The 24,332-nt window shown below is 41.7% G+C and carries 41 protein-coding genes; 1 reads left to right on the top strand and 40 read right to left on the bottom strand.

Annotated features, from left to right (window positions below; genetic code table 11):
• Positions 1-28: 28 nt before the first annotated feature.
• The gene (gene gerD, locus ACZ5OK_RS00430; protein WP_343843854.1) at positions 29-676 is read left to right on the top strand and encodes a spore germination lipoprotein GerD; all 648 of its coding nucleotides are present in this window, start codon (positions 29-31) and stop codon (positions 674-676) included.
• Between the two features lie 173 nt (positions 677-849).
• Here gerD and ACZ5OK_RS00425 read toward each other — a convergent pair whose 3' ends face one another.
• The 40 genes from ACZ5OK_RS00425 to rpsJ all read right to left on the bottom strand — a co-directional run bounded on the left by ACZ5OK_RS00425 (position 850) and on the right by rpsJ (position 24,134).
• Positions 850-1,908: an Mrp/NBP35 family ATP-binding protein gene (locus tag ACZ5OK_RS00425; RefSeq protein WP_343843851.1), complete on the bottom strand. Its 1,059-nt coding sequence runs from the start codon at positions 1,906-1,908 to the stop codon at positions 850-852.
• 92 nt (positions 1,909-2,000) lie between these two features.
• Positions 2,001-2,723: an N-acetylmuramoyl-L-alanine amidase CwlD gene (gene cwlD / locus ACZ5OK_RS00420; RefSeq protein WP_343843848.1), complete on the bottom strand. Its 723-nt coding sequence runs from the start codon at positions 2,721-2,723 to the stop codon at positions 2,001-2,003.
• A gap of 348 nt (positions 2,724-3,071) precedes the next feature.
• Positions 3,072-3,206, bottom strand: a complete 135-nt coding sequence (locus ACZ5OK_RS00415; RefSeq protein WP_343843846.1) for a hypothetical protein — start codon at positions 3,204-3,206, stop codon at positions 3,072-3,074.
• 228 nt (positions 3,207-3,434) lie between these two features.
• On the bottom strand, positions 3,435-3,827 hold the full coding sequence (gene rpsI / locus ACZ5OK_RS00410; protein WP_343843870.1) for a 30S ribosomal protein S9: 393 nt from the start codon (positions 3,825-3,827) through the stop codon (positions 3,435-3,437).
• A 20-nt stretch (positions 3,828-3,847) separates the two neighbouring features.
• Entirely contained in the window at positions 3,848-4,285 is a 438-nt protein-coding gene (gene rplM / locus ACZ5OK_RS00405) for a 50S ribosomal protein L13 (RefSeq protein ID WP_044153254.1), read from the bottom strand.
• 243 nt (positions 4,286-4,528) lie between these two features.
• The gene (purH, locus tag ACZ5OK_RS00400; RefSeq protein ID WP_343843840.1) at positions 4,529-6,067 is read right to left on the bottom strand and encodes a bifunctional phosphoribosylaminoimidazolecarboxamide formyltransferase/IMP cyclohydrolase; all 1,539 of its coding nucleotides are present in this window, start codon (positions 6,065-6,067) and stop codon (positions 4,529-4,531) included.
• Between the two features lie 86 nt (positions 6,068-6,153).
• Positions 6,154-6,900, bottom strand: a complete 747-nt coding sequence (gene truA / locus ACZ5OK_RS00395) for a tRNA pseudouridine(38-40) synthase TruA (protein ID WP_425542243.1) — start codon at positions 6,898-6,900, stop codon at positions 6,154-6,156.
• 13 nt (positions 6,901-6,913) lie between these two features.
• On the bottom strand, positions 6,914-7,711 hold the full coding sequence (locus ACZ5OK_RS00390; protein WP_343843834.1) for an energy-coupling factor transporter transmembrane component T family protein: 798 nt from the start codon (positions 7,709-7,711) through the stop codon (positions 6,914-6,916).
• Positions 7,704-8,576 carry an energy-coupling factor transporter ATPase gene (locus tag ACZ5OK_RS00385; protein WP_343843832.1) on the bottom strand — a complete coding sequence of 291 codons (873 nt, stop codon included), beginning with the start codon at positions 8,574-8,576 and terminating at the stop codon, positions 7,704-7,706. Before ACZ5OK_RS00385 ends, ACZ5OK_RS00390 begins: the two co-directional genes overlap by 8 nt.
• Positions 8,552-9,394: an energy-coupling factor ABC transporter ATP-binding protein gene (locus ACZ5OK_RS00380; RefSeq protein ID WP_343843829.1), complete on the bottom strand. Its 843-nt coding sequence runs from the start codon at positions 9,392-9,394 to the stop codon at positions 8,552-8,554. The genes ACZ5OK_RS00385 and ACZ5OK_RS00380 overlap by 25 nt, the downstream gene beginning before the upstream one ends.
• Positions 9,395-9,659: 265 nt before the next feature.
• Complete coding sequence (rplQ, locus tag ACZ5OK_RS00375) at positions 9,660-10,022, bottom strand: 50S ribosomal protein L17 (protein WP_343843826.1); 363 nt, start codon at positions 10,020-10,022, stop codon at positions 9,660-9,662.
• A 43-nt stretch (positions 10,023-10,065) separates the two neighbouring features.
• Positions 10,066-11,010, bottom strand: coding sequence for a DNA-directed RNA polymerase subunit alpha (locus ACZ5OK_RS00370; protein WP_343843823.1), 945 nt, complete (start codon positions 11,008-11,010; stop codon positions 10,066-10,068).
• 186 nt (positions 11,011-11,196) lie between these two features.
• Positions 11,197-11,592, bottom strand: a complete 396-nt coding sequence (gene rpsK, locus ACZ5OK_RS00365; protein ID WP_343843819.1) for a 30S ribosomal protein S11 — start codon at positions 11,590-11,592, stop codon at positions 11,197-11,199.
• Between the two features lie 24 nt (positions 11,593-11,616).
• Positions 11,617-11,982 (bottom strand): 30S ribosomal protein S13, encoded by a 366-nt coding sequence (rpsM, locus tag ACZ5OK_RS00360; RefSeq protein ID WP_343843816.1) that lies wholly within the window; start codon positions 11,980-11,982, stop codon positions 11,617-11,619.
• Between the two features lie 20 nt (positions 11,983-12,002).
• Positions 12,003-12,116 carry a 50S ribosomal protein L36 gene (rpmJ, locus tag ACZ5OK_RS00355; protein WP_044153295.1) on the bottom strand — a complete coding sequence of 38 codons (114 nt, stop codon included), beginning with the start codon at positions 12,114-12,116 and terminating at the stop codon, positions 12,003-12,005.
• A 28-nt stretch (positions 12,117-12,144) separates the two neighbouring features.
• A complete protein-coding gene (gene infA, locus ACZ5OK_RS00350; RefSeq protein WP_343843811.1) occupies positions 12,145-12,363 on the bottom strand; it encodes a translation initiation factor IF-1 in 219 nt (72 codons plus the stop codon).
• Positions 12,350-12,676, bottom strand: a complete 327-nt coding sequence (locus ACZ5OK_RS00345; RefSeq protein WP_044153306.1) for a KOW domain-containing RNA-binding protein — start codon at positions 12,674-12,676, stop codon at positions 12,350-12,352. Before ACZ5OK_RS00345 ends, infA begins: the two co-directional genes overlap by 14 nt.
• A 293-nt stretch (positions 12,677-12,969) precedes the next feature.
• Positions 12,970-13,623: an adenylate kinase gene (locus ACZ5OK_RS00340; RefSeq protein ID WP_343843806.1), complete on the bottom strand. Its 654-nt coding sequence runs from the start codon at positions 13,621-13,623 to the stop codon at positions 12,970-12,972.
• Positions 13,624-13,678: 55 nt separating this feature from the next.
• On the bottom strand, positions 13,679-14,968 hold the full coding sequence (gene secY, locus ACZ5OK_RS00335) for a preprotein translocase subunit SecY (RefSeq protein ID WP_343843803.1): 1,290 nt from the start codon (positions 14,966-14,968) through the stop codon (positions 13,679-13,681).
• On the bottom strand, positions 14,968-15,408 hold the full coding sequence (rplO, locus tag ACZ5OK_RS00330) for a 50S ribosomal protein L15 (RefSeq protein ID WP_044153321.1): 441 nt from the start codon (positions 15,406-15,408) through the stop codon (positions 14,968-14,970). The genes secY and rplO overlap by 1 nt, the downstream gene beginning before the upstream one ends.
• A gap of 29 nt (positions 15,409-15,437) precedes the next feature.
• Entirely contained in the window at positions 15,438-15,620 is a 183-nt protein-coding gene (gene rpmD / locus ACZ5OK_RS00325) for a 50S ribosomal protein L30 (protein WP_044153329.1), read from the bottom strand.
• Between the two features lie 13 nt (positions 15,621-15,633).
• Positions 15,634-16,137 carry a 30S ribosomal protein S5 gene (gene rpsE, locus ACZ5OK_RS00320; protein ID WP_343843798.1) on the bottom strand — a complete coding sequence of 168 codons (504 nt, stop codon included), beginning with the start codon at positions 16,135-16,137 and terminating at the stop codon, positions 15,634-15,636.
• Positions 16,138-16,158: 21 nt separating this feature from the next.
• Positions 16,159-16,521, bottom strand: a complete 363-nt coding sequence (gene rplR / locus ACZ5OK_RS00315) for a 50S ribosomal protein L18 (protein WP_044153334.1) — start codon at positions 16,519-16,521, stop codon at positions 16,159-16,161.
• A gap of 32 nt (positions 16,522-16,553) precedes the next feature.
• Entirely contained in the window at positions 16,554-17,090 is a 537-nt protein-coding gene (gene rplF / locus ACZ5OK_RS00310) for a 50S ribosomal protein L6 (RefSeq protein ID WP_343843795.1), read from the bottom strand.
• Positions 17,091-17,115: 25 nt separating this feature from the next.
• Positions 17,116-17,514 carry a 30S ribosomal protein S8 gene (gene rpsH / locus ACZ5OK_RS00305; RefSeq protein WP_044153338.1) on the bottom strand — a complete coding sequence of 133 codons (399 nt, stop codon included), beginning with the start codon at positions 17,512-17,514 and terminating at the stop codon, positions 17,116-17,118.
• Between the two features lie 28 nt (positions 17,515-17,542).
• Positions 17,543-17,728: a type Z 30S ribosomal protein S14 gene (locus ACZ5OK_RS00300; RefSeq protein WP_044153340.1), complete on the bottom strand. Its 186-nt coding sequence runs from the start codon at positions 17,726-17,728 to the stop codon at positions 17,543-17,545.
• Positions 17,729-17,752: 24 nt separating this feature from the next.
• Complete coding sequence (rplE, locus tag ACZ5OK_RS00295) at positions 17,753-18,292, bottom strand: 50S ribosomal protein L5 (protein ID WP_343843791.1); 540 nt, start codon at positions 18,290-18,292, stop codon at positions 17,753-17,755.
• A gap of 28 nt (positions 18,293-18,320) precedes the next feature.
• Positions 18,321-18,632 carry a 50S ribosomal protein L24 gene (gene rplX, locus ACZ5OK_RS00290; protein WP_343843788.1) on the bottom strand — a complete coding sequence of 104 codons (312 nt, stop codon included), beginning with the start codon at positions 18,630-18,632 and terminating at the stop codon, positions 18,321-18,323.
• Positions 18,633-18,674: 42 nt separating this feature from the next.
• Positions 18,675-19,043 (bottom strand): 50S ribosomal protein L14, encoded by a 369-nt coding sequence (gene rplN / locus ACZ5OK_RS00285; protein WP_044153345.1) that lies wholly within the window; start codon positions 19,041-19,043, stop codon positions 18,675-18,677.
• Positions 19,044-19,087: 44 nt separating this feature from the next.
• Positions 19,088-19,351, bottom strand: a complete 264-nt coding sequence (rpsQ, locus tag ACZ5OK_RS00280; RefSeq protein WP_343843783.1) for a 30S ribosomal protein S17 — start codon at positions 19,349-19,351, stop codon at positions 19,088-19,090.
• Positions 19,352-19,380: 29 nt separating this feature from the next.
• Positions 19,381-19,575 carry a 50S ribosomal protein L29 gene (gene rpmC / locus ACZ5OK_RS00275; protein ID WP_044153347.1) on the bottom strand — a complete coding sequence of 65 codons (195 nt, stop codon included), beginning with the start codon at positions 19,573-19,575 and terminating at the stop codon, positions 19,381-19,383.
• Positions 19,565-19,999: a 50S ribosomal protein L16 gene (rplP, locus tag ACZ5OK_RS00270; protein WP_044153348.1), complete on the bottom strand. Its 435-nt coding sequence runs from the start codon at positions 19,997-19,999 to the stop codon at positions 19,565-19,567. Before rplP ends, rpmC begins: the two co-directional genes overlap by 11 nt.
• An 18-nt stretch (positions 20,000-20,017) precedes the next feature.
• The gene (rpsC, locus tag ACZ5OK_RS00265; protein WP_343843777.1) at positions 20,018-20,659 is read right to left on the bottom strand and encodes a 30S ribosomal protein S3; all 642 of its coding nucleotides are present in this window, start codon (positions 20,657-20,659) and stop codon (positions 20,018-20,020) included.
• A gap of 3 nt (positions 20,660-20,662) precedes the next feature.
• Positions 20,663-21,004 carry a 50S ribosomal protein L22 gene (rplV, locus tag ACZ5OK_RS00260; RefSeq protein ID WP_044153350.1) on the bottom strand — a complete coding sequence of 114 codons (342 nt, stop codon included), beginning with the start codon at positions 21,002-21,004 and terminating at the stop codon, positions 20,663-20,665.
• 18 nt (positions 21,005-21,022) lie between these two features.
• A complete protein-coding gene (rpsS, locus tag ACZ5OK_RS00255; RefSeq protein WP_044153351.1) occupies positions 21,023-21,301 on the bottom strand; it encodes a 30S ribosomal protein S19 in 279 nt (92 codons plus the stop codon).
• Between the two features lie 54 nt (positions 21,302-21,355).
• Complete coding sequence (gene rplB, locus ACZ5OK_RS00250; RefSeq protein ID WP_343843772.1) at positions 21,356-22,189, bottom strand: 50S ribosomal protein L2; 834 nt, start codon at positions 22,187-22,189, stop codon at positions 21,356-21,358.
• A gap of 34 nt (positions 22,190-22,223) precedes the next feature.
• Positions 22,224-22,514: a 50S ribosomal protein L23 gene (rplW, locus tag ACZ5OK_RS00245; protein WP_343843769.1), complete on the bottom strand. Its 291-nt coding sequence runs from the start codon at positions 22,512-22,514 to the stop codon at positions 22,224-22,226.
• Positions 22,514-23,137 (bottom strand): 50S ribosomal protein L4, encoded by a 624-nt coding sequence (gene rplD / locus ACZ5OK_RS00240; protein WP_343843766.1) that lies wholly within the window; start codon positions 23,135-23,137, stop codon positions 22,514-22,516. Before rplD ends, rplW begins: the two co-directional genes overlap by 1 nt.
• A 29-nt stretch (positions 23,138-23,166) precedes the next feature.
• Positions 23,167-23,793: a 50S ribosomal protein L3 gene (gene rplC / locus ACZ5OK_RS00235; RefSeq protein ID WP_343843763.1), complete on the bottom strand. Its 627-nt coding sequence runs from the start codon at positions 23,791-23,793 to the stop codon at positions 23,167-23,169.
• A gap of 32 nt (positions 23,794-23,825) precedes the next feature.
• Positions 23,826-24,134 (bottom strand): 30S ribosomal protein S10, encoded by a 309-nt coding sequence (gene rpsJ / locus ACZ5OK_RS00230; RefSeq protein ID WP_044153356.1) that lies wholly within the window; start codon positions 24,132-24,134, stop codon positions 23,826-23,828.
• Positions 24,135-24,332 lie beyond the last annotated feature (198 nt).

Here is a 24,332-nt window from a genome sequence, read left to right as displayed (position 1 = left end):
GATGTCGGATTGAAGGAGAGATCCAGCCATGATAAAAAAATGGTTGCTCATCTTAACCATTTTCATGTTTATAACCGCTTGCGGAGGAGATACAGGTCAATCTCAAGGCGATGCGGAGTATGAAACAACCAAAAAAATGGTGGTTGATATTGTAAAAACCGATGAAGGAAAAAAAGCCCTTCAGGAAGTTTTAAGTGATGAAAAAATGAAACAGCAGTTAGTTATGGATTCAGCTATGGTGAAGGATGCTATAAATAGTACACTGACTTCGGATAAAGGGAAAAAGTTCTGGAGTAAACTGTTTGAAGATCCGAAGTTTGTTAAAACCTATACAGAAGCAACAAAGGATTCTCAGGAGAAATTAATAAAGGGACTTATGAAGGACTCCGAATATCAAAAATCAATGATGGATTTAATGCAGAATCCGGAAATGGAGGATATGATTCAGCAGACTTTACAGAGTCAGAAATTTAAAGAGCACCTGGAAAAGTCCATCCAGGAAACACTGGAAAGTCCATTATTTAAAGCAAAAATGAGTGAAATCCTCCTAAAAGCCGCTGAAGATATGCAAAAGCAGCAAGGCGGTCAATCAGGTTCCGGACAGAGCGGCGGAGGCCAAAGCGGAGGCGGCTCTGGCGGATCCGATGGCGGAGGAGGATCAGGAGGTTCTTCATAAATGATTATCTGGCTGCTTTATTTATTACTGCAGGAAATGGTATAACAAAGGCAGAAGAGGCCTCGCCGGGCGCTGAAGCCGGACGCGGCCTCCCATGATTTCCTATCTACAGAGTCGGAATGATTACTTCCCAAAAAAACCCTTGCTGATCATTCTTCAGCAAGGGTTTCTCATTATTCACCAAACTTTTTCGTGATTTTATCCGCTATTTTCAGGAATGTATTTCCGGTTGGATGGTCCTTCTGATACACACCAGGAGCAAATTCGTCTTCCTCTTCATAAGGCTGCTGTAGAGGGAGTCGTCCCAATACATCTGTCTTTAAGACTTCGGCCAGCTTGTCGCCCCCACCTTGTCCAAAAACATACTCTTTTTCACCTGTTAGTGTACTTTCAAAGTAAGCCATATTTTCGATAACACCTAATATTTCATGCTCGGTTTTCAGAGCCATTTGACCTGCACGCGCAGCGACAAATGCAGCTGTAGGGTGTGGAGTCGTGACAATCAGCTCCTTGGAAGATGGCAGCATGGAGTGCACATCGAGAGCCATATCCCCTGTACCTGGAGGCAGGTCAAGTAACAAGTAATCAAGATCGCCCCATTCCACTTCTTTAAAGAAGCTTGTCAGCATTTTACCGAGCATTGGGCCTCTCCAGATAATCGGGGAGTTATCTTCCACGAAAAAGCCCATCGAAACAATTTTTACACCAAAGCGTTCGACTGGAATAATCTTTTCTCCGCGTACTTGCGGGCGATTTTCCACCCCCATCATGTCAGGGACACTGAACCCATAAATATCTGCATCGACAATCCCGACCTTTTTACCTAAGCGGGCAAGAGCAACAGCCAGGTTAACCGTTACGGTGGATTTCCCTACACCACCTTTACCACTGGCAACCGCGATAAAGTTGACATCCTCCTGTCCACCTAATAACTCTGCCTCTTTACTCTTTTTCGCAGCTCCTTCATACTTTTGCATGACCTCATCAGGCAGCTTAGAGAAGCGCAGGCCTACTGTAGCAGCTCCTTCTTTTTTTAATGCGTTTACAATTTCCTGTTGAAGCTGCATCTGTTCAGCGGAATTCGGGTTTCCGATGGCCAGTTTTATACTGACATGATTTTTCTCCTCTTTAATAGAAATCTCCTGAATAGCACCCGTTTCTTCAAAGGTTCTATGTAAATATGGATCTTTAAAGGGTTTTAGTATTTCGATGATTTCTGACTTGGATAACATTTTGCCACCGCCTTTGCTAGTATTTACCTAAGACAAGTATAACACATATTACTGGAATTCTAAGTGATATACATCTTATGATAACAAAAAAATTATGATTCTTCTGGATATTTTTCCTCTGTTATGTAGCGTAAAACCCCTTCATAGATGGAAGCAGCCATCTTCTGCTGATAATCATCCGTTTTTAATAAGTCTCTCTCATGGGGATTCGACAAAAAACCGATTTCCACTAGTGCAGACGGCTGATCTGTATGTTTAAGAATATAAATATTGTCGACGGACTGTGCTTTCCGTGTGGTATTTTCCAAATTGCGACGAATTTCACTTTGAATAAATTTGGCTAAATGCTCGTTCTTCTTTACAGATGGATGATAAAAGGTTTGAGCCCCGGACCATTTCGTCTGCGGTATGGCATTCAAATGGACACTAATAAACATATCCGGATTTTTATCCTTAACAAATTGCACCCGCTTTCGAATATCCTCTGCTTTTCGCTTGGAATAGCCGTTTGTTCCCTCAGCCGCTAAATCATAGTCTCCCTCTCTTGTCAGATAAACCAGCGCCCCCGCTTCCTGCAGATAATCCCTTAAATACTTCACTGTACTCAGGGCAATATCCTTTTCCTGGGAATCATCCTCACCTACAGCTCCACCATCTACACCACCATGTCCAGGATCCAGTACAATGACCTTCCCGGACAAAGGAAGCGAGAAAGAGTTTCCTGCTTCTTCGGTCGCAGCTGGATATCTCAGTAAAACAATGAGGGCAATAAAGCCTAATAACCATAGTAACCGATAAACAAAGATTCTATTCATACCATTTCCTCCCCATATTACGCTCGTTAAACTATATGGGACAAGGGTGGGGATTATGCAATTTAAATGGAATGGCTGATTGGTTTTTATAGAAGATTAGTTTTTGGTTCAATTGATGGGAGATTGGATAAATTGTCGTGATTCTGGATTAGGTTTTCTTCGGCTCATATCGACCGGCTCTGGCATAATCAGGGCCATTCAGGCATAATTCATCATTTAATGGAAAAATAATTACCTATTCAGATCAATTCCACACATTTCAGACCAATCTTTCTCAAAACTGGACAAATTATTTTCTTTTTCGGATTAATTATTTCTAAAACAGGTCTAATTCCTATATCTACCCGATTAATTCTCATCAAATTCGACTGATTTTTCCTCGATAAGATTAATTACTTTGGTTCCGGACAAATCGCGGTCACCACGGATCAATGAGCGCTTACTCCGGCATATTCCTGCTCCATCCAATCTAATTACTATCATTCTGGATGAAATCCGGAGCGGCGACCCTTCACTCCAAATCGAAGTACACAAGGAAACATTGCTCGACAGAACAAAGGCGGAACCGCCCGTTTAGCGACGTACGGACTGGACTGAGCCGGACGTGGCCTTTCCTGTTTTTCATATCCACAAATCGTATATTTTATAATTTCCTAAGCCATAAAAAAGACTCTTTCCACATAAGTGAAAAGAGTCTTTGATAAACATATATTAACGCTTTGAGAATTGTGGTGCGCGACGTGCTGCTTTAAGACCGTATTTCTTACGTTCTTTCTCTCTAGCATCACGAGTGAGAAGACCGGTACGCTTAAGAGCAGAACGATACTCAGGGTCTGCTTCAAGCAAAGCACGGGCAATACCCAGACGGATTGCACCTGCTTGACCAGTGAATCCTCCACCATCAACATTTGCCAATACATCGTAGCTGCCTTTAGTTTCTGTTACTTCTAAAGGCTGGTTTAAAATACGACGTAGTGTTTCATATGGGAAATAATCTTCCGCATCGCGTTTATTCACAACTACTTTACCAGTACCAGGAACGAGACGAACACGAGCTACGGAGCTTTTACGACGTCCTGTACCGTAGTATTGTACTTCAGCCACTCTAGTCAACCTCCTTAAAATTACCCACGAAGTTCATAAACTTCTGGTTTTTGTGCTTGGTGATTGTGTTCAGGTCCTTCAAATACATGAAGTTTTTTGATCATTTTACGACCTAATTTGTTCTTTGGAAGCATACCTGAAACGGTAATTTCAATCATTCTTTCCGCATAGTTCGTACGCATTTCATTTGCGCTGCGAGCTTTAAGACCACCAGGATAGTTTGAATGGCGGTAATACATTTTATCTGTAAGCTTTTTACCAGTCAGGTTTACTTTATTTGCGTTCACGATGATAACATGATCACCAGTATCTACATGCGGTGTGTATGTTGGTTTATGTTTTCCGCGGAGAATAGCGGCAACTTCACTAGCCAGACGACCAAGAGTTTGTCCTTCCGCATCAACAACATACCATTTACGATCAACGTTCTGATCATTCGCCATGAATGTTGTACGCATGTGGTTTTCCCTCCTATTTTCAATCATTCAAAATTCTAGATTTCACTGTTCATTTTCATTATCTCAACACGAATAGTTCCGGGGCTAATCGTGGTTTTGAAATAAAATGCCATAGATAATATTATAATAGCTGTAGTATGAATGTCAAGATTTATTCCTGATTGTTCCCATTTCCATTATTTACAGCAGGGACATTCATTTATTCTCTGCCATTACAGCTCTTCAAATACCATAAAGCCAGTCTTAATGCTTAAAATGACGAACACCTGTAAACACCATAGCAATGCCATATTCATCACATTTTTTAATCGAGTCTTCATCCCGGATGGATCCGCCTGGCTGAATAATTGCCCTTATCCCTGCCTGAGCAGCAGCTTCTACGGTATCATCCATCGGGAAAAAGGCGTCTGAGGCCATAACTGCCGCTTCTGCACTTTCTCCTGCCTGTTTAATGGCAATCTCAGCAGCTCCTACTCGATTCATCTGACCGGCACCGACTCCTATGGTCTTCTGATCCTTCACAAGCAGAATGGCATTTGACTTTACGTGTTTGACAACCTGCCATGCAAGCTTTAAATCTGCCCATTCTTCATCGGTTGGTTTCCGCTTTGTCGGAATATGAATGGTGGCCTGTTCAAGAGAATAGACATCCTCCTCCTGAACGAGCAGACCGCCACGAACCGACTTGATCAGCTGACGGACTCTCTGATTTTCGCTAAAATCAGCCGTTAACAGCCTGATATTTTTCTTTTTCTGCAAAATAGACAGGGCTTCCTCAGAAAACGACGGTGCCAGAATAATTTCGAGGAAAATTTCACTTAGCTGTTTTGCGACACGTTCATCCACGTTTCGATTCAACGCTACAATTCCGCCAAAAATCGATACAGGATCTGCTTCATAGGCCCGTTTCCATGCTTCATCCAAGGTTTCCCCTGTACCCACTCCGCATGGATTCGTATGCTTCACTGCTACAACGGCTGGCTCCTGAAATTCCCTTACCATCCCCAGAGCACTGTCTGCATCCTGAATATTATTAAAGGACAGCTCCTTCCCGTGAAGCTGTTCGGCGTTTGCTATTGACGAGGAATCCGCCTGAACATGTTTATAAAAAGCTGCCTGTTGATGAGGATTTTCCCCATAACGCAAATCCTGCTTTTTCTCATAGGTAAGCGTGAGATAATCAGGCTCATGTTCCTCCACCTGTTCACTCAAATATTGGCTAATTAAAGCATCATAATGGGCTGTATGACGAAATACCTTAGCCGCCAATCTTCTGCGCTTCTCTGGAGAAACAGCACCATGCTCTTGAATCTCAGTTCCAATGTCCTGATAATCATTCGGATCAACGACTACTGTCACATCACGGGCGTTTTTGGCTGCCGCACGAAGCATGGTGGGTCCACCTATATCAATGTTTTCAATAACCTCTTCCTCTGTTACATTTCCACGTAAAATGGTTTTCTTAAATGGGTACAGATTCACCACAATCAAATCGATCAGCTGGATATTCTGCTCTTGCAGTTGGCCCATATGCTCAGTCTGATCCCGCCTGGCAAGAATTCCTCCATGAATTGTCGGGTGCAGGGTTTTCACCCGACCATCCAGAATTTCCGGTGATCCGGTTACTTCTTCCACGCTAACAACAGGAATCCCCTCGTTATCCAGCAGCTTTTTCGTTCCCCCTGTAGATACCAGCTCTATACCATTGTCTGAAAGCATTCGGGCAAATTCAACAATTCCCTCTTTGTCGGATACACTCAGTAAAGCACGTTTAATCCTCATCTTTCTCCACTCCCCTATGTATGAAAAATAAAGTAAAACGTCCATCAGCAGAGGGCCTCCCCTGATGATGGAATCGTACAGGTCATTTATTCTTGATAAACCACCTGCCATAAATACAGACCCTGCGGCGGAGCAGTTAGGCCCGCCAACGTCCGGTCCTTACCTTCCAGAATAGCTTTTACTTCATCCGGACTGACCTTACCCTGTCCGACTTCCACAAGTGTCCCTGTAATGATGCGTACCATATTATATAAAAATCCACTTCCCTGTACACTTACAGTTAGCACAGGATCATCCTGTAAAATTTCCACATTATATATGGTGCGGATTTTATCACCTTGAACCTCTGTTTTGGTCGAACAAAATGAAGTGAAATCATGAGTACCAATTAAGTACTCTCCTGCCTGCCGCATTTTTTCGACATCCAGATCCTGGTAAATGTGCCAATAATGATGACGGTGAAAAATATCGGGTTTTTTCTGATTCAATAGTTTATATCGATATTCCTTTATTTTTACATTAAATCTCGCATGGAAGTCATTCGAAACCTTTTCGACATCGGTAATATAGATGTCATCCGGTAACAGAGAATTCAATGCCTTTTTCCATTTTTCCTCTGTAAGCTCTAAATCCGTGTCGTAATGAAAAACCTGGCCCAGAGCGTGTACTCCTGTATCCGTTCTTCCTGAAGCCGTAATCCGGACAAGCTGATTGCGGTGCATACGCCGGAGGGCCGCTTCAATGTCTCCCTGGACCGTACGCTGATCAGGCTGGACCTGAAAGCCCGAAAAAAAGGTTCCATCATATTGTAATGTGCATTTTATTCGTTCCAACTTCATTCACCCTCTATGTTCGTAACATCCAGAATAGAATCAGAACAGCAGTAAAAAAGATAAATATCCATATATCCGCGTTTTTCAGCTTCAGCTCGCGGAACTTGGTCCGGCCTTCTCCACCTTTATAACCCCTGGCTTCCATCGCCATCGCCAGTTCCTCCGCACGCTTAAAAGCACTCACAAACAATGGGACAAGCAATGGGACAACGGCCTTTAGTCGCTCTTTTACCGGTCCTGTACGAAAATCTACCCCGCGGGATGCCTGAGCCTTTGATATTTTATCTGTTTCCTGCATGAGCGTCGGAATAAACCGTAAGGAAATCGACATCATCAACGCCAGCTCATGGACAGGGAACCGGACCTTATTCAAGGGCTGAAACAGGCTTTCAATCGCATCTGTAATCGAAATCGGGGTCGTCGTTAATGTTAATAAAGTCGTCATTAAAATCAACAGAAAGAAACGTAAAGATATCTCAAGACCTTTCCATAAGGCGCCCGAATAGACGTCAAAATTCCAGATTGAAAACAATACCTGTCCCTCTTTCGTGACGATCAAATGTAATATAAAGGTGAAAATAATCAAAAACCAGACAGGCTTAAGTCCTTTCATTACATATGAGGGAGCAATTTTTGTCGTCACCACGCTTAACAGTGCAAATAGCGTCAGTACCATATAGCCTAACCAGCTATTTGCCAGAAAGATAAAAATAATAAAAAGAAAGACCATAACAATTTTCATGCGTGGATCCAGACGATGAACAACCGATTGTCCGGGCACATATTGTCCGATGATAAAAGAACTACTCATCTTTTATGCCCCCTTTGACAATCCTCGCCATATCCTTGGCTAACTCCTGAATGGACTGGCCGTGAAAAGGAATGGAGTATCCGAATGCGGACTTAAATTCATTAAGAAATTTAATCACTTCGGGGACATCTAAGCCTACTCCATGTAACGCCTGCTCCTTTTGAAAAAGTTCTACAGGATTCCCTTCCATGACGAGCTTCCCGTGATCCATAATGAACACATAATCCGCATATTTCAGTGCATCTTCCATACTATGTGTAACAAGGATGGTAGTCCGCTGTTTTTCTTTATGAACCTGTGCAAACATGTCCATAATATCCTTTTGTCCACGAGGGTCCAGACCAGCCGTTGGTTCATCTAATACGAGTAAATCGGGATCCATCATTAATACTCCTGCAATCGCTACTCGTCTCATTTGCCCTCCGCTTAAATCAAAGGGTGATCTTGACAGGAGTCCTTCCGATAAACCTACTGATTTTAGCACTTCAGGAAGACGTGCATCAATCGTATCCTGGGACAGCCCGAAATTCTGCGGCCCAAACTTAATATCTTTGTCTATCGTTTCTTCAAAAAGCTGATGCTCCGGATATTGAAAGACGACACCCACTCGTTTTCGTAAATACATAATATCCTTTACTTTTTCTCCGGCTTTCAATTGAAAATCATCCATTTGTATTCGCCCGCTTGAGGGTATGAGCAGGCCGTTAAAATGCTGGATGAGCGTTGACTTCCCACTTCCGGTATGTCCGATGATCGCCGCAAATGATCCAGTGGGAATCTGGAAGGATACATCCTTCAGGGCTCTGAATTCAAATGGTGTATTCTTTTGGTATATATGGCTTACGTTCTCGAATAAAATGTCCATAATTCATCCATCAATTCCTTATGTGTTAATGGTTCCTGACCAAGCTCTATACCCTCTGCTTTTAACGAACTTGACAGGTGTGTAACAAACGGGGTGTCTAATCCAATTTGATTGAGTTCTTCATGAAGGTTAAATATTTCTCTTGGGGTTCCTTCTCTCCAGACCTTTCCATCATTCATAACAATGACCCGATCGGCAAAAAGGACTTCATTTAAATCATGAGTAATCGTAATCACGGAAACCTCCCGTTCCCGTCTGACATGATGAACAGTTTCCATAATGGACCGGCGCCCCTTGGGATCTAACATAGCTGTTGCCTCATCCAGGATGAGGATATCTGGTTCAACAGCAAGAACACTGGCAATAGCTACCCTTTGCTTTTGACCACCGGACAGATTATGGGGTTCATGATTTTCATAGCCTTCCATATTTACAGCTTTCAGGCTGTAATCCATGCGTTTGAGCATTTCATCGCGTAAAAAACCATGATTTTCCAATCCGAAAGCAATATCATCGATGACCGTTGTTCCTACGAACTGATTATCAGGATTTTGAAAAACCATACCTGCCCTTTTACGTACTTCCCAAATGTTCTCCTCATTTACTTCCATACCCTTTACTTGGATATGACCATGCTGCGGAGTGAGTAAACCGTTCATCAGCTTGGCAATTGTAGATTTGCCTGAACCATTATGACCAATAACGGCTACCCATTCGTTTTCGTTTATATGAAAGGAGACATCCTTCAAAGCCCACTCGTCACTCTGCGGATATTGAAAGGATACATTTTTAAATTCAATATCATAAGGTGTACTCATAAAATTACCTCCGCTCTTCTCTGCCTCGACTATTTCCTAGGTAATATCCTATTATTTTCAGCTAAAAGCCAACTGACTTTCGGATCTGTGAACTAGTAAACACGAATTGAAATTTCCTTTTATTTTATCATAAAGTGAAACTTTCATCAGTGGGGGTATTACGGCCAGTTCATGTGTGATAATCAGCCTGCCTATATTTTGGATAAAACAAAAAAAGGGTCGGAATCACATCTCAGGATGCTTCCCGCCCTTTCACCTGCGAAGATTATACTAGTTCAATAATCACCGTTTTTGCACCGTCTCCACGACGCTCTCCTAATTTAAGGATACGAGTGTAACCGCCTTGACGGTCTTCATAACGTGGTGCCACATCGGCAAACAGCTTCTGAAGAGCTGTTTGTTTTTCCTCTTCATCAACGTTCACATTCTGTAAAAATGATTCTGCCTGACGACGCGCATGCAAATCGCCTCGTTTACCAAGAGTAATCATTTTTTCAACAACAGAACGTAACTCCTTTGCTTTTGCCTCAGTCGTCTCGATGCGTTCTTTAACGATAAGATCTGTAGCTAAATTTCGGAGTAACGCAATGCGTTGATCAGTTGTACGACCAAGCTTCGTTCTAGCCATTTCGTTTCCCTCCTTTTTCCTGAAAGATCATGGATGCATATTATTAATCGTCGTTACGCAGCCCAAGTCCTAAATCAGCGAGCTTATATTTCACTTCATCCAGAGATTTACGACCCAGATTACGCACTTTCATCATATCTTCTTCTGACTTTTGAGTGAGTTCCTGAACAGAGTTAATACCAGCACGTTTTAAGCAATTGTAAGAACGAACGGACAAGTCCAGCTCTTCAATTGTCATTTCAAGGACTTTTTCTTTTTGATCTTCTTCTTTTTCTACCATAATTTCTGCATTTTGTGCTTCATCTGTAAGTCCTACAAAAATATTTAAGTGTTCTGTGAATACTTTTGCACCTAGTGAAACGGCTTCTTCTGGTCGAATACTACCATCTGTCCAAACATCAAGCGTTAACTTATCAAAATTAGCTACTTGACCTACACGCGTACTTTCAACCTGATAAGTCGCGCGGGATACTGGTGTGAAGATAGAGTCAACTGGAATGACACCAATAGGCTGATCCTCTTTCTTATTGTCCTCAGCCGGACGATAGCCACGGCCACGCTCTGCAGTAATACGCATATGGAGATGTGCATTACTGGATAGTGTTGCGATATGAATATCTGGGTTCAAGATTTCCACATCACTATCGTGGGTGATATCAGCAGCTGTTACCGTTCCTTCTCCCTGAACATCAATTTCCATCGTTTTAACATCATCAGAATAGATTTTTAGTGCCAGTTTCTTAAGATTTAAAATGATGGTTGTAACATCTTCCACAACGCCGTCTATTGTTGAAAACTCATGAAGAACACCGTCAATCTGTACAGATGTTACAGCTGCACCCGGGAGTGAGGATAATAGGATACGACGCAAGGAGTTACCCATTGTTGTACCATATCCACGTTCCAGTGGTTCAACAACGAACTTTCCAAATGTAGCATCTTCACTTACTTCAACCGCCTCAATTTTTGGTTTTTCAATTTCAATCATCTATAAAACCCTCCTTCAAAACGTCGAAACCCCGGCTAGACCGGATGTCTAACCGAAATTCCTCAGGTAGGCAAGTTCCCCCGTGTCTTCACGTGAAACTAAAATGTCCTGCTGCAAGCGTGCTTTGGTGTATAAGCTATCATAACCCATTATAGACAGGGTAACAAATGTCTATACAAAACGATATTAAACACGACGACGTTTTGGTGGGCGACACCCATTATGAGGCACCGGTGTCACATCAGCGATGGCACTTACTTCAAGACCTGCTGCCTGAAGCGCACGAATAGCTGCTTCACGACCAGCACCAGGGCCTTTTACAGCTACTTCAATAGATTTTACACCATGCTCCATAGAAGCCTTAGCTGCTGCTTCTGCGGCCATTTGTGCAGCAAAAGGTGTAGATTTACGGGAACCTTTAAAACCTAATGCACCAGCACTGCTCCATGCAAGAGAATTTCCCTGAGTATCTGTGATCGTAACAATAGTGTTATTAAATGTTGAACGGATATGTGCCACACCCGTTTCTATATTCTTTTTCACTTTACGCTTTCTGCGAGCTGCTGTAGATTTACGAGCCATAATTTAGCTAACCTCCTTTTTCAGTTATTTTCTCTTATTAGCAATTGTACGTTTTGGACCTTTACGTGTACGAGAGTTGTTTTTTGTCTTTTGACCTCTTAGTGGCAAACCACGACGATGACGGATACCGCGATAAGAGCCAATTTCGATTAAACGTTTAATGTTTAAAGATGTTTCACGACGAAGGTCACCTTCAACAGTAAGGTTATTCACTTCGTTACGGATACGGGAAAGCTCATCTTCTGTAAGATCGCGTACACGAGTATCAGCGGATACACCTGCATCCTCTACAACTTTTGCAGCCGTAGATTTACCAATACCGTAAATGTATGTTAATGAAACAACAACTCTTTTATCGCGAGGAACATCAATACCTGCAATACGTGCCATTTAGACCTGCACCTCCTTCATTATCCTTGTTTTTGTTTGTGTTTAGGGTTTTCGCATATCACCATTACTTTACCTTTACGACGAATAACCTTGCACTTTTCACACATTGGTTTAACAGACGGTTTTACCTTCATTTCTCTTACCTCCTTTTACTCGGAGTATTTACTTATAACGGTAGACAATTCGACCTCTGGTTAAATCATATGGAGATAATTCAACTGTCACTTTGTCTCCAGCTAAAATCCGGATAAAGTGCATGCGGATTTTTCCTGAAACATGCGCCAATACTGTATGGCCATTTTCCAGCTCTACTTTAAACTGTGCATTCGGTAAAGTCTCGACAACTTTACCCTCCATTTCAATAACATCATCTTTCGCCATCGAGTTGATCTCCCTTCTTCAAATCAATCAAGTTTTCATTGATGAATTTTGATAAGGCATAACGCAATTTACCGTTTGTCACTCGACCAGTCTCTAACAAGCTGTTTCTCACTTCAGGTGAAACATATTCACTCACTTCAATGTGCTGGATATTCTTTCTCTTTGGCTTATCAAATTTTCGCTTATCACCATCAGCCAATAATACAGAACGTCCTTCAACAACTTCAATAATAATAGCATACTGTCCGGCTTCACGGCCCTTCGAAATTCGAACAACCTGCCCTAACCTCGGACTCGACCCTGGATCACTCAAATGTCATCACCTTCACTTGGGGTTTTTTCCTTTTAACTCCTCAAGTAACGATTAATATATGCCAAAAAGAATATTTATTTTAAATCTAAACTTTTGCTATCATTCTTCTTAAATCATGGGAATCCCATCATTCACATTTTCATTGTATGTGAACACCGGCATCCCTTCACAACGTCTATTATACCTTCAGGAAAGCTTCAATGTATAGTCCATCATGGCATAACAAACTTATCCTCCAGTGAAAATAAAGGACTCTCGAATCATAACAATTTCACAGGGAGTTTTGCAAATGATTATGAAGAAATCTTTCCAAGTTTATCATCAATATCAGAAAATACCTGATCAATATCCCGATCACCATCAATAGTTACAAGATAACCTTTTTCATCATAGAAGTTTAACAATGGCTCTGCCTGGCTCATATTTACTTCCAGACGATTTTTAACGGTATCAGGCTGATCATCTTCACGCTGAATTAACGCTTCCCCATCCACATCACATTTTCCATCAACTTCAGGAGGGTTAAATTCAACATGATAGGTTGCCCCGCACTTCGGACAGATGCGACGACCCGTCAGACGATCAACAAGCTTTTCCTTAGGTACATCAATATGAAGTACGTAGTCAAGCTTGGAATTCATATCATTCAATAGATTTTCAAGTGCTTCTGCCTGAGCAATCGTTCTTGGAAAACCATCCAATAAAAATCCATTCTTACAATCAGGCTTACCTAAACGCTCACGAACAATACCAATGGTTACCTCATCTGGGACAAGTTCACCTTTATCCATGAATGACTTCGCCTGTTTGCCTAAATCAGTACCTTCTTTAATAGCTGAGCGGAACATATCTCCTGTTGAGATATGAGGGATTCCATACTTATCAACAATTTTCTCTGCTTGCGTACCTTTTCCGGCACCTGGCAGACCCATTAAAATTAAATTCATGCTTTTCCCCTCGCTCTCGTTTACCGTTCAAAGCTGTTTGTTACACAAGCTTCAGTTATTTAATAAACCCTTTATAATGGCGTTTAACCAATTGACTTTCCAGTTGTTTCATCGTTTCAAGTCCTACACTGACAACAATGAGTAAGCTGGTTCCGCCAATTTGAACTGCAGATGGAAGACCTGCTAACGAACCTAAAATAATTGGCAGTACCGATACTGATGCAAGAAAGATCGAACCAACAAAAGTCAGTCGGTACATTACACGAGTAAGATACGTCTCGGTATTTTTACCAGGACGAATACCCGGTACATATCCACCTTGTTTCTTAAGGTTTTCAGCCATTTGCTCAGGATTCACCTGCACAAATGTATAGAAGTACGTAAATGCAATAATTAACGTAACATAAATCAACATACCAATTGGTTCTTCATAGTTAAACACACGCTCAATAAAGCTTGCAACATCTCCATCAAAAAATTGCGCCACAGTTCGGGGTGCAATAATGAATGAAATGGCAAAAATGACAGGGATAACTCCTGCAGCATTAACCTTTAAAGGCAAGTGTGTAGACTGTCCGCCAACCGGTGAACGATTTACAAGACGTTTTGCATATTGTACAGGAATTTTACGTAATGCCTGCTGAATGAAGATTACTCCTACGACAACAGCAAGAATAACAAGTACTATCAGTGCCAGAATAACCAGATTAATAAATAACTGATCACCAGCATCTGTGATATATTGTTCATACAACTGGTTAACACCTGTTGGAATAGCAGCTACAATACCTGCAAAAATCAGGATTGATATACCGTTCCCCACCCCATTGGCCGTGATTTGTTCACCCAGCCACATAAGGAAAGTAGTACCACCAGTAAGAACGATAGCAATCATCACAAACTTTAATGGACCAGGATCTGAAATTAATTGACCGCCAGTCATAGCATTAAAGCCAACCGACATCCCAATTGCCTGAACGAACGCCAGACCAACTGTACCATATCGGGTTACTTGTGCTAATTTCTTTCGTCCCATTTCACCTTGCTTTTTCCACTCTGTAAATTTAGGGACGACATCCATTTGCAGTAACTGAACAACAATGGATGCCGTAATGTAAGGCATGATCCCCATAGCAAAAATGGAAAATTGACTTAAAGCTCCCCCTCCGAATGTATCCAAAAAGCCAAATACATTGGATTGGTTCATAAAGTCAATGGCATCCTTATCGGTAAATGGAACAGGTATAAAAGTACCTAAGCGGAAAATAAACAGTGCCATTAAGGTATATAATATTTTCCGCCTAATATCAGCTACGCGCATAAAATTGGAGAGAGTACGGAACATTAAATCACCTCAGTTTGACCGCCCGCCGCTTCGATCGCTTCCTTAGCTGAAGCAGAGAACTTGTGAGCTTTAACAGTTAATTTCTTTTCAAGATTACCTTTTGCAAGTACCTTAACTCCAGCTTTTAGCTTGCTCACAACTCCTGATTCAATCAACAATTCTGGAGTTACCTCTGTACCATCCTCAAAACGGTTAAGTGCTTCTAGGTTTACAACTGCATACTCTTTACGATGAATGTTTGTAAAACCACGTTTTGGAAGGCGTTGGAACAATGGCATCTGACCACCTTCAAAGCCTGGACGAGTACCGCCGCCTGAACGGGCTTTTTGTCCTTTGTGGCCACGTCCGGATGTCTTACCATTACCTGAAGACATTCCGCGTCCTACACGATTACGTTTTTTACGAGTACCTTCTTCAGACTTTAACTCATGTAGTTTCATGGTTGCACCTCCTCTTAAGCTATTTTACATTACGCTTCTTTAACTGCTACAAGATGGGACACTTTATCTACCATTCCGCGAATGGCTGGTGAGTCATCATGAACAACTTTTTGATTGATTTTCTTAAGACCTAACGCTTTTACTGTCTCACGCTGATCTTCTGGTCTCCCAATTAAACTTCTAGTGAGGGTAACTTCTATTTTATTGGCCATGTTTTTTCCCTCCTTATCCTTGCAATTCTTCTACTGATTTGCCACGAAGTTTTGCAACATCTTCAGCACGTTTAAGATTGTTTAGGCCGTTAATTGTTGCTTGAACCATGTTAATTGGTGTGTTGGATCCTAGAGATTTCGATAGAATGTCGCCAATACCAGCAAGTTCTAATACTGCACGAACAGGTCCGCCAGCAATAACTCCTGTACCTTCAGCAGCAGGTTTTAGAAGAATGTTTCCGGCACTGAATTCACCATGAATCTCATGCGGAATAGTGGTACCTACGATTGGCACCTCAATCAGGTTTTTCTTACCGTCTTCAATAGCCTTTCGGATAGCCTCAGGAACCTCTTGCGCTTTTCCTGTTCCAAAACCTACATGGCCATTTTTATCTCCCACAACAACTAGAGCTGTAAAACGGAAACGACGTCCACCTTTCACAACTTTCGCTACTCGGTTGACCGTAACTACACGTTCTTCAATATCCAATTTGTTTGGATCGATATTAGTACGCATCAATTTCCCTCCTTTTTACGATTAAAATTCAAGACCTGTTTCACGAGCACTATCAGCTAATGCCTTTACACGTCCGTGATATAAGTAACCTCCGCGATCAAATACGATTGATTTGAAGCCTTTATCCAAAGCACGCTTAGCAACTAGTTCGCCAACCTTCTGGGCAGCTTCAACATTGCCTGTTGTGTCAAGGTCAAATTCTTTATCCACAGTTGATGCACTTGCAACTGTAACACCATTAATGTCATCGATTAGCTGTGCATAAATGTGTTTATTTGAACGATACACATTTAAACGTGGGCGGGATTCTGTACCGAATAAATTTCGACGCATACGACTGTGGCGCTTTTTACGCACAGCGTTTTTGTCCTTCTTTGCGATCATTTGGGTCACTCCTTTCTGTCCTTACATGAACATTATTTAGCTGTCTTACCTTCTTTACGACGTACATATTCGCCCTCATAACGAATTCCTTTACCTTTATAAGGCTCAGGTGGACGGATCGCACGAAGATTAGCTGCTACAGCACCAACTTTTTCTTTATCAATACCTTTTACAACGATTCTGGTATTCGATGGAACTTCGATATCAATGCCTTCAATAGGTTCGATCTCCACTGGATGTGAATATCCGGCATTAACAACGATTTTGTCACCTTGTTTTTGTGCACGGTAACCAACACCTGTGATTTCCAAAGCTTTTTCGAATCCTTTGGAAACACCTTCAACCATATTGCTGATTAAGCTGCGTGTTGTTCCATGCAAAGAACGGTGCTCCTTGCTTTCGCTAGGACGTTCTACAGTTAGAACGTTATCTTCAATCTTAATATTCATGTCAGGGTTAAAAGAACGAACCAATTCACCTTTTGGCCCTTTAACTTCAATTTTACCGTCGTTAACGTTCACTTCTACCCCTTCAGGAATCTCAACTGGTTTAAAGCCTATACGAGACATTCTCTACACCTCCTGTCGTAATGGATTACCAAATATAAGCGAGTACTTCGCCACCAACTGCTTGCTGACGAGCTTCTTTATCGGTTAAAACACCGTTTGATGTGGATACAACTGCTACACCTAGTCCGTTAAGAACACGTGGGAGTTCGTCTGCTTTGGCATAAACACGAAGACCAGGCTTACTGATTTTCTTAAGACCCGTAATTACACGTTCATTGTTAGGTCCGTACTTAAGGAACAGACGAATGATTCCTTGTTTGTCGTCACTTACAAATTCATAGTCGCGAATAAATCCTTCACGCTTTAAGATATCTGCAATTTCCTGTTTTAGTTTAGAAGCAGGGACTTCCAGTTTTTCATGACGTACCATGTTTGCGTTACGAATACGAGTTAGCATATCTGCAATTGGATCTGTCATAGTCATTTTATATTACCTCCTTCCCTATTGGGGTTTACCAACTAGCTTTTTTGACGCCTGGAATTTGACCTTTATAGGCTAATTCACGGAAACAAATACGGCAAAGTTTAAATTTACGAATAACGGAATGTGGACGTCCACATCTTTCACAACGGGTATATTCGCGGACTTTAAACTTCTGCTGGCGCTTTTGCTTCGCGATCATTGATTTCTTGGCCATGAATGAACCTCCTTTACATAGGATCTATTTTCTGAATGGCATACCGAACTGAGTTAGAAGTTCTCGAGCTTCTTCATCAGTATTGGCACTTGAAACAATCACAATATCCATACCACGTACTTTATCTACTTTATCGTAATCAATTTCAGGGAAGATCAGTTGCTCTTTTACGCCTAATGTGTAGTTTCCACGACCATCAAAGGCTTTGTTGGAAACCCCGCGGAAGTCACGCACACGTGGAAGAGAAACGTCAATAAGCTTTTGTAGAAACTCATACATACGATTTCCACGTAGAGTTACTTTTGCACCAATAGGCATACCTTCACGCAGACGGAAACCGGCGATTGAATTTTTCGCACGTGTTACGACTGGCTTTTGACCTGAAATAAGGGTCAGCTCTTCTACTGCATTATCCAGTGCTTTTGCGTTCTGAACAGCGTCACCAACACCCATGTTGATTACAATCTTTTCGATTTGTGGCACTTCCATAACAGAATCATAATTAAACTTTTCCATTAAGGATGGAATAATTTCATTTCGATACTTTGATTTAAGTTCGCTCATTTTTTAAGCCCTCCTTTCGCCGTTAGACTTATTTATCTAATGGTTCACCGGATTTTTTTGCAATACGTACTTTTTTACCATCTACTTCACTATAACCAACACGTGTTGGTTCACCGGATTTTGGATCAATTGGCATAACGTTTGAAACATGAATAGCAGCTTCCTGAGTTAAAATACCGCCCTGCGGATTATCCTGAGAAGGCTTAGCGTGCTTTTTCACCTGATTTACGCCTTCCACTAAAACACGATCTTTCTTAGGGAAAGCCTGTAAAACAGTTCCTTGTTTGCCTTTATCCTTACCTGAGATAACCATAACTTTGTCACCTTTTTTCACATGCATGACTCGCGCACCTCCTTACAAGGCTTTTCGTAATTAAGTTCTTTATAGAACTTCTGGAGCTAGAGATACAATTTTCATAAATTTATTATCACGTAATTCACGAGCTACAGGTCCGAAAATACGTGTTCCTCGCGGGCCTTTATCATCACGAATGATTACGGCAGCATTTTCGTCAAAACGGATATAGGAACCATCTTTACGACGCACTCCGCTTTTTGAACGGACAATAACAGCTTTGACTACTTCACCCTTTTTGACAACGCCACCTGGTGTTGCCTGCTTTACGGAACAAACAATAACATCACCGATATTCGCAGTTTTGCGGCCTGAGCCACCTAATACTTTAATCGTGGAAACTTCACGAGCACCAGAGTTATCCGCAACTTTTAAACGACTTTCCTGTTGGATCATAGCGGTGTGACCTCCCTTCAAAATGCGTTATAGCTTCTGAAACCTTATATAATAACCGCTTCTTCAACAACTTCAACTAAACGAAAACGTTTTGTAGCTGAAAGTGGTCGAGTTTCCATGATGGTTACAACGTCGCCTTTTTTAGCTTGATTGTTTTCATCATGAGCTTTGAACTTCTTAGAATACTTAACACGTTTTCCATATAGGGAATGGAATTTATAAGTCTCAACTAATACTGTGATGGTTTTATCCATTTTGTCGGATATAACACGACCAGTGTAAACTTTACGATTGTTACGTTCGCTCATCGAGGTATACCTCCTCTCAAATATTGAAATTACTCGGCGAGTTCTCTTTCACGTACAACGGTCTTCATACGAGCAATTGATTTACGAACTTCCCGGATACGGGCAGTGTTTTCAAGCTGTCCGGTAGCCAGTTGGAAACGCAAATTGAAGAGCTCTTCTTTTAAAGACTTAACTTTTTGTTCAATTTCGGCAGTGGTTAAATCTCTTATTTCATTAGCCTTCATTATTTTCACCACCAATTTCTTCACGTTTTACAAATTTGGTTTTAATCGGCAGTTTGTGAGAAGCAAGACGTAATGCTTCGCGAGCAACTTCTTCAGAAACACCTGCAACTTCAAACATGATCTTACCAGGTTTTACAACTGCTACCCATCCTTCAGGAGCACCTTTACCGGAACCCATTCGAACTTCAAGTGGCTTAGCAGTTTTTGGCTTATCCGGGAAAATCTTAATCCAGACTTTACCTCCACGCTTCATGTAACGAGTCATAGCAATACGGGCTGCTTCGATTTGACGACTGGTAATCCATGCACCATCAACCGCCTGAAGTCCGTATTCACCGAAAGAAACACTCGTACCACCTTTAGCGCGACCTTTCAGGTTACCACGAAATTGTTTACGATATTTAACACGTTTAGGCATTAACATTTTGCTTTTCCCCCTTCCTTAATCTTCATTCTTCGTTGGAAGGACTTCACCACGATAAATCCACACTTTAACACCTAGTTTACCGTAAGTAGTGTCGGCTTCTGCAGTTCCATAATCAATGTCTGCACGAAGCGTGTGAAGTGGTACAGTACCTTCGCTGTAATCTTCAACACGAGCAATATCAGCACCGCCAAGACGACCTGATACTTGAGTTCTGATTCCTTTAGCGCCTGCACGCATAGCTCTTTGAATGGCCTGCTTTTGTACACGACGGAATGAAACACGATTTTCCAATTGACGAGCAATGTTATCTGCAACTAGAGTTGCATCAAGCTCTGGTTTCTTAACTTCAACAATGTTGATATGAACCTTCTTACCTGTAAGGTTGTTTAATGATTTACGAAGTGCTTCTACTTCAGAACCACCTTTACCGATTACCATTCCTGGCTTAGCTGTGTGAACGGTAATATTGATACGGCTTGCTGCACGTTCGATCTCAACAGAGGAAAGGGCAGCATCACTCAGGCGGTTTTCAATATATTCACGAATTTTAATATCTTCATGCAATAGATCTGAATAATCATTTCCTGCGTACCATTTTGATTCCCAGTCGCGAATAACGCCTACTCGCAGACCTACAGGATTAACTTTTTGACCCACAGATTATCCCTCCTTCTTTTCTGATACAGTAACCGTAATATGGCTAGTGCGTTTATTGATTTGGGTTGCGCGACCTTGTGCACGAGGACGGAAACGTTTCAACGTAACACCCTCATTTACAAATGCTTCTGAAATAACCAGGTTATCAGGATCCAATTCATAATTGTGCTCTGCGTTCGCAACAGCAGATTTTAACACTTTTTCTACGATTGGAGAAGCCGCACGGTTTGTATGATTTAAAATAGCAAAAGCTTCGCCAACTTCTTTTCCTCGAATTAAGTCAACCACTAAGCGAGCCTTACGAGGAGCGATACGAACAGTTTTTGCAACGGCTTTAGCTTGCATCTTGTGTGCCTCCTCTCATTAGCGTTTTGTTTTTTTATCGTCGCCGGCATGGCCTTTAAATGTGCGTGTAGGTGCGAATTCACCTAATTTATGACCGACCATATCTTCCGTAACATAAACAGGTACATGTTTGCGTCCATCATATACCGCAATGGTGTGTCCTACAAAGTTAGGAAAGATGGTAGAACGACGAGACCATGTTTTAACGACTTGCTTTTTATTAGATTCGTTCAGATTCTCAACTTTTTTCATTAAATGATCATCCACGAAAGGTCCTTTTTTCAAACTACGACCCATCAGTAAACCTCCCTTCGCGATTGATAGACTTAAACGCAGCGCCTTTCAATCCCGCTATTTTTTCTTACGTCTACGTACAATATATTTATCAGATGGTTTGTTACGTTTACGAGTCTTAAGTCCAAGCGTAGGTTTGCCCCATGGTGACATTGGAGATGGAAGTCCGACTGGTGCGCGACCTTCACCACCACCGTGAGGGTGATCAACTGGGTTCATAACAGAACCACGTACTGTTGGACGCTTACCTTGCCAGCGAGTACGTCCAGCTTTACCTACAGTAATAAGTTCGTGCTCAATGTTTCCAACTTGACCTACAGTTGCACGGCAGGAAGATAAGATCATGCGTGTCTCACCGGATGCAAGACGTACTAATACATACTTCCCTTCTCTACCAAGGATTTGCGCCTGTGCTCCTGCTGAACGAACAAGCTGTCCGCCACGGCCAGGCTTTAATTCTACGTTGTGAATAATTGTACCAACAGGGATGTCTTTAAGCTCTAAAGCATTACCTGTTTTAATGTCAGCACCTTGACCTGATTGAATCTCATCGCCTACTTTAAGACCTTTAGGTGCTAGGATATATCGCTTTTCACCATCTGCATAATGAATAAGTGCAATGTTTGCAGAACGGTTTGGATCATATTCTACAGTGGCAACGCGTCCTGGTATACCATCTTTATCACGCTTGAAGTCAATAATACGGTATTTACGCTTATGACCGCCACCTTGATGACGAGTGGTCAAACGCCCCTGATTGTTACGACCTGCTCTTTTACTTAGTGGTGCAAGCAAGGTTTTTTCAGGTTTGTTCGTCGTAATTTCAGCAAAATCTGATGCAGACATATTACGACGACCGTTTGATGTTGGTTTGAATTTTTTAATCGCCATCTCTATTTCCCTCCTTTAGTTTCAATTGTTCGGCTTATACACCTTCAAAGAAGTCCAATTCTTTACTGTCTTCTGTAAGCTGCACAACAGCCTTTTTACGATTTGGACGATATCCACCGTAACGTCCCATTCTTCTGAATTTACCTTTTTGATTCAATGTGTTCACTTTATCTACTTGAACACCAAAAATTACTTCAACCGCATTTTTGATTTCTGTTTTATTTGCTTTTGAATCAACTTCAAAAGTGTATTTCTTGTCAATCATCAAGTCGGCTGAATCCTCCGTAATGACAGGGCGCTTTATAATATCGCGTGGATCTTTCATTATGCGAGCACCTCCCCTGCTTTTTCGGCTGCATCCTTCGTAATCACTAACTTGTCGTGAGTTAACAGGTCAAGTACGTTTACCTGCTCAACTGTCAGCACTTTAACACCTTGGATGTTATTAGCTGAACGCTCAACATTTTCATCACTGTCAGCAGTTACTATCAACGTATCTTCCGGAACGTTTAAACCTTCTAGCATTTTAACAACTTCTTTTGTTTTTGGTGCATCAAAAGAAAGGTTATCTAACACATAAATACTCTCTTCTTTTACTTTAGAAGAAAGTGCAGATCTTAACGCTAAACGGCGAACCTTTTTAGGAAGCTTATAGCTGTAACTGCGCGGTGTAGGACCGAAAACAGTTCCTCCACCTACCCATTGTGGTGAACGGATAGAACCTTGGCGCGCACGTCCTGTTCCTTTTTGACGCCATGGCTTACGACCTCCGCCACTAACTTCAGAACGATTCTTCACTTTATGCGTACCTTGACGCAAAGAAGCTTGCTGTGTCTGAACCGCTTCATGTAATACGTGAGTGTTTGGTTCAATTCCAAAGACAGCTTCTACTAGTTCTACATCTCCAGCTTTTGAGCCATCTTGCTTGTATAGTGCTACTTTAGGCATGACATATCCTCCCTTCATTTAATAGTCTTCTACGCCTTTACCGCACTTGTGATCGTTACGTAAGATTTTTTGGCACCTGGCACATTACCTTTAATAAGTAGTAGATTGTTTTCTTCATCTACTTTGACTACTTCAAGGTTTTGAATTGTAACAGTGTTTCCACCCATTTGACCAGGAAGCTTTTTCCCTTTAAATACGTGCATAGGGTCAATAGCCCCCATTGCACCTGGGCTTCTGTGATAATGAGAACCGTGTGTCATTGGTCCGCGAGCCTGGTTGTGCCGCTTAATTGCACCTTGGAACCCTTTGCCTTTGGAAGTACCTGTTACATCAATTTTTTCTCCAGGTTCAAAAACATTCACTTTCACTTCTTGACCCACTTCATAGTCGTCAAGATTTGTATTACGGATTTCGCGAACGTAGCGCTTAGGGTTTGTATTTGCTTTTTCAGCATGACCCTTTTCAGGTTTATTTGATCGAACTTCTTTTTTATCGGCAATTCCCAATTGAACAGCTTCATAACCATCGTTTTCAACAGTCTTTGTTTGTAAAACTACGTTAGGTTCAGCTTGAACGACTGTTACAGGAACCATTTCTCCTTCTTCAGAGAAAAGTTGAGTCATGCCAATTTTTCGACCTAAGATTCCTTTCGCCATCCGTTACACCTCCTATTTTTCAATCATATTTTTTATAGTTTTATTTCAATATCCACGCCAGATGGAAGATCCAAACGCATTAGTGAATCAACCGTCTGAGGAGTTGGGTTTACAATATCAATTAAACGCTTATGTGTGCGCATTTCAAATTGCTCACGAGCATCCTTATACTTGTGTACAGCACGAAGAACTGTGTAAACCGATCTTTCTGTTGGAAGCGGAATTGGCCCTGAAACATTAGCACCAGAACGCTTCGCTGTGTCCACGATTTTTACAGCTGATTGATCCAAAATTCTGTGATCATATGCTTTCAAACGAATACGAATCTTTTCTTTTGCCATTACTTTCCCTCCTTTTCGCCCATTTTGAATAGACATACTCCGCGAAAATTTCCCAACCACCCGCCATGGCAAAGGGGCCGGGTGTTTCGGCAACCTTTCGCATCATCGCCTTTATAGCCAACATTTCTTATTATATAGAAAATAAAGGCGGTTTGCAACCATGAATTCATTCTTTATGCATGATTGACACTTGATTTA

This window comes from Salinibacillus aidingensis, assembly GCF_055393355.1.
Note: the sequence above shows the minus strand (reverse complement) of the source record. Positions and strands in the feature narration are given on the sequence as shown.

What these genes read in the sequence shown, in the direction of transcription:
- rpsQ (WP_343843783.1), bottom strand. Translation starts at nt 19,351, where the DNA reads ATGAGCGAACGTAACAATCGTAAAGTTTACACTGGTCGTGTTATATCC.
- infA (WP_343843811.1), bottom strand. Translation starts at nt 12,363, where the DNA reads ATGGCGAAAGATGATGTTATTGAAATGGAGGGTAAAGTTGTCGAGACT.
- rplB (WP_343843772.1), bottom strand. Translation starts at nt 22,189, where the DNA reads ATGGCGATTAAAAAATTCAAACCAACATCAAACGGTCGTCGTAATATG.
- rplM (WP_044153254.1), bottom strand. Translation starts at nt 4,285, where the DNA reads ATGCGTACAACATTCATGGCGAATGATCAGAACGTTGATCGTAAATGG.
- rplP (WP_044153348.1), bottom strand. Translation starts at nt 19,999, where the DNA reads ATGTTAATGCCTAAACGTGTTAAATATCGTAAACAATTTCGTGGTAAC.
- ACZ5OK_RS00370 (WP_343843823.1), bottom strand. Translation starts at nt 11,010, where the DNA reads ATGATTGAAATTGAAAAACCAAAAATTGAGGCGGTTGAAGTAAGTGAA.
- purH (WP_343843840.1), bottom strand. Translation starts at nt 6,067, where the DNA reads ATGAGGATTAAACGTGCTTTACTGAGTGTATCCGACAAAGAGGGAATT.
- rplV (WP_044153350.1), bottom strand. Translation starts at nt 21,004, where the DNA reads ATGCAAGCTAAAGCCGTTGCAAAAACTGTTCGTATCGCTCCTCGTAAG.
- ACZ5OK_RS00300 (WP_044153340.1), bottom strand. Translation starts at nt 17,728, where the DNA reads ATGGCCAAGAAATCAATGATCGCGAAGCAAAAGCGCCAGCAGAAGTTT.
- rplR (WP_044153334.1), bottom strand. Translation starts at nt 16,521, where the DNA reads ATGATCGCAAAGAAGGACAAAAACGCTGTGCGTAAAAAGCGCCACAGT.
- rplX (WP_343843788.1), bottom strand. Translation starts at nt 18,632, where the DNA reads ATGCATGTGAAAAAAGGTGACAAAGTTATGGTTATCTCAGGTAAGGAT.
- ACZ5OK_RS00415 (WP_343843846.1), bottom strand. Translation starts at nt 3,206, where the DNA reads ATGATAGTAATTAGATTGGATGGAGCAGGAATATGCCGGAGTAAGCGC.
- ACZ5OK_RS00340 (WP_343843806.1), bottom strand. Translation starts at nt 13,623, where the DNA reads ATGAATTTAATTTTAATGGGTCTGCCAGGTGCCGGAAAAGGTACGCAA.
- rpsH (WP_044153338.1), bottom strand. Translation starts at nt 17,514, where the DNA reads ATGACTATGACAGATCCAATTGCAGATATGCTAACTCGTATTCGTAAC.
- rplW (WP_343843769.1), bottom strand. Translation starts at nt 22,514, where the DNA reads ATGAAAGATCCACGCGATATTATAAAGCGCCCTGTCATTACGGAGGAT.
- rplN (WP_044153345.1), bottom strand. Translation starts at nt 19,043, where the DNA reads ATGATCCAACAGGAAAGTCGTTTAAAAGTTGCGGATAACTCTGGTGCT.
- rplD (WP_343843766.1), bottom strand. Translation starts at nt 23,137, where the DNA reads ATGCCTAAAGTAGCACTATACAAGCAAGATGGCTCAAAAGCTGGAGAT.
- cwlD (WP_343843848.1), bottom strand. Translation starts at nt 2,723, where the DNA reads ATGAATAGAATCTTTGTTTATCGGTTACTATGGTTATTAGGCTTTATT.
- rpmJ (WP_044153295.1), bottom strand. Translation starts at nt 12,116, where the DNA reads ATGAAGGTAAAACCGTCTGTTAAACCAATGTGTGAAAAGTGCAAGGTT.
- rpsM (WP_343843816.1), bottom strand. Translation starts at nt 11,982, where the DNA reads ATGGCACGTATTGCAGGTATTGATGTTCCTCGCGATAAAAGAGTTGTT.
- secY (WP_343843803.1), bottom strand. Translation starts at nt 14,968, where the DNA reads ATGTTCCGTACTCTCTCCAATTTTATGCGCGTAGCTGATATTAGGCGG.
- gerD (WP_343843854.1), top strand. Translation starts at nt 29, where the DNA reads ATGATAAAAAAATGGTTGCTCATCTTAACCATTTTCATGTTTATAACC.
- rpmD (WP_044153329.1), bottom strand. Translation starts at nt 15,620, where the DNA reads ATGGCCAATAAAATAGAAGTTACCCTCACTAGAAGTTTAATTGGGAGA.
- rplE (WP_343843791.1), bottom strand. Translation starts at nt 18,292, where the DNA reads ATGAGCGAACTTAAATCAAAGTATCGAAATGAAATTATTCCATCCTTA.
- rpsS (WP_044153351.1), bottom strand. Translation starts at nt 21,301, where the DNA reads ATGGGTCGTAGTTTGAAAAAAGGACCTTTCGTGGATGATCATTTAATG.
- rpsE (WP_343843798.1), bottom strand. Translation starts at nt 16,137, where the DNA reads ATGCGTACTAATATCGATCCAAACAAATTGGATATTGAAGAACGTGTA.
- ACZ5OK_RS00425 (WP_343843851.1), bottom strand. Translation starts at nt 1,908, where the DNA reads ATGTTATCCAAGTCAGAAATCATCGAAATACTAAAACCCTTTAAAGAT.
- rplC (WP_343843763.1), bottom strand. Translation starts at nt 23,793, where the DNA reads ATGGCGAAAGGAATCTTAGGTCGAAAAATTGGCATGACTCAACTTTTC.
- rplQ (WP_343843826.1), bottom strand. Translation starts at nt 10,022, where the DNA reads ATGGCTAGAACGAAGCTTGGTCGTACAACTGATCAACGCATTGCGTTA.
- ACZ5OK_RS00385 (WP_343843832.1), bottom strand. Translation starts at nt 8,576, where the DNA reads ATGGACATTTTATTCGAGAACGTAAGCCATATATACCAAAAGAATACA.
- rpmC (WP_044153347.1), bottom strand. Translation starts at nt 19,575, where the DNA reads ATGAAGGCTAATGAAATAAGAGATTTAACCACTGCCGAAATTGAACAA.
- rplO (WP_044153321.1), bottom strand. Translation starts at nt 15,408, where the DNA reads ATGAAACTACATGAGTTAAAGTCTGAAGAAGGTACTCGTAAAAAACGT.
- rpsJ (WP_044153356.1), bottom strand. Translation starts at nt 24,134, where the DNA reads ATGGCAAAAGAAAAGATTCGTATTCGTTTGAAAGCATATGATCACAGA.
- rplF (WP_343843795.1), bottom strand. Translation starts at nt 17,090, where the DNA reads ATGTCTCGTATAGGCTTTAAACCAGTTGAGATTCCTGAAGGGGTAGAA.
- rpsK (WP_343843819.1), bottom strand. Translation starts at nt 11,592, where the DNA reads ATGGCTCGTAAATCTACAGCAGCTCGCAGAAAGCGTAAAGTGAAAAAG.
- ACZ5OK_RS00380 (WP_343843829.1), bottom strand. Translation starts at nt 9,394, where the DNA reads ATGAGTACACCTTATGATATTGAATTTAAAAATGTATCCTTTCAATAT.
- ACZ5OK_RS00390 (WP_343843834.1), bottom strand. Translation starts at nt 7,711, where the DNA reads ATGAGTAGTTCTTTTATCATCGGACAATATGTGCCCGGACAATCGGTT.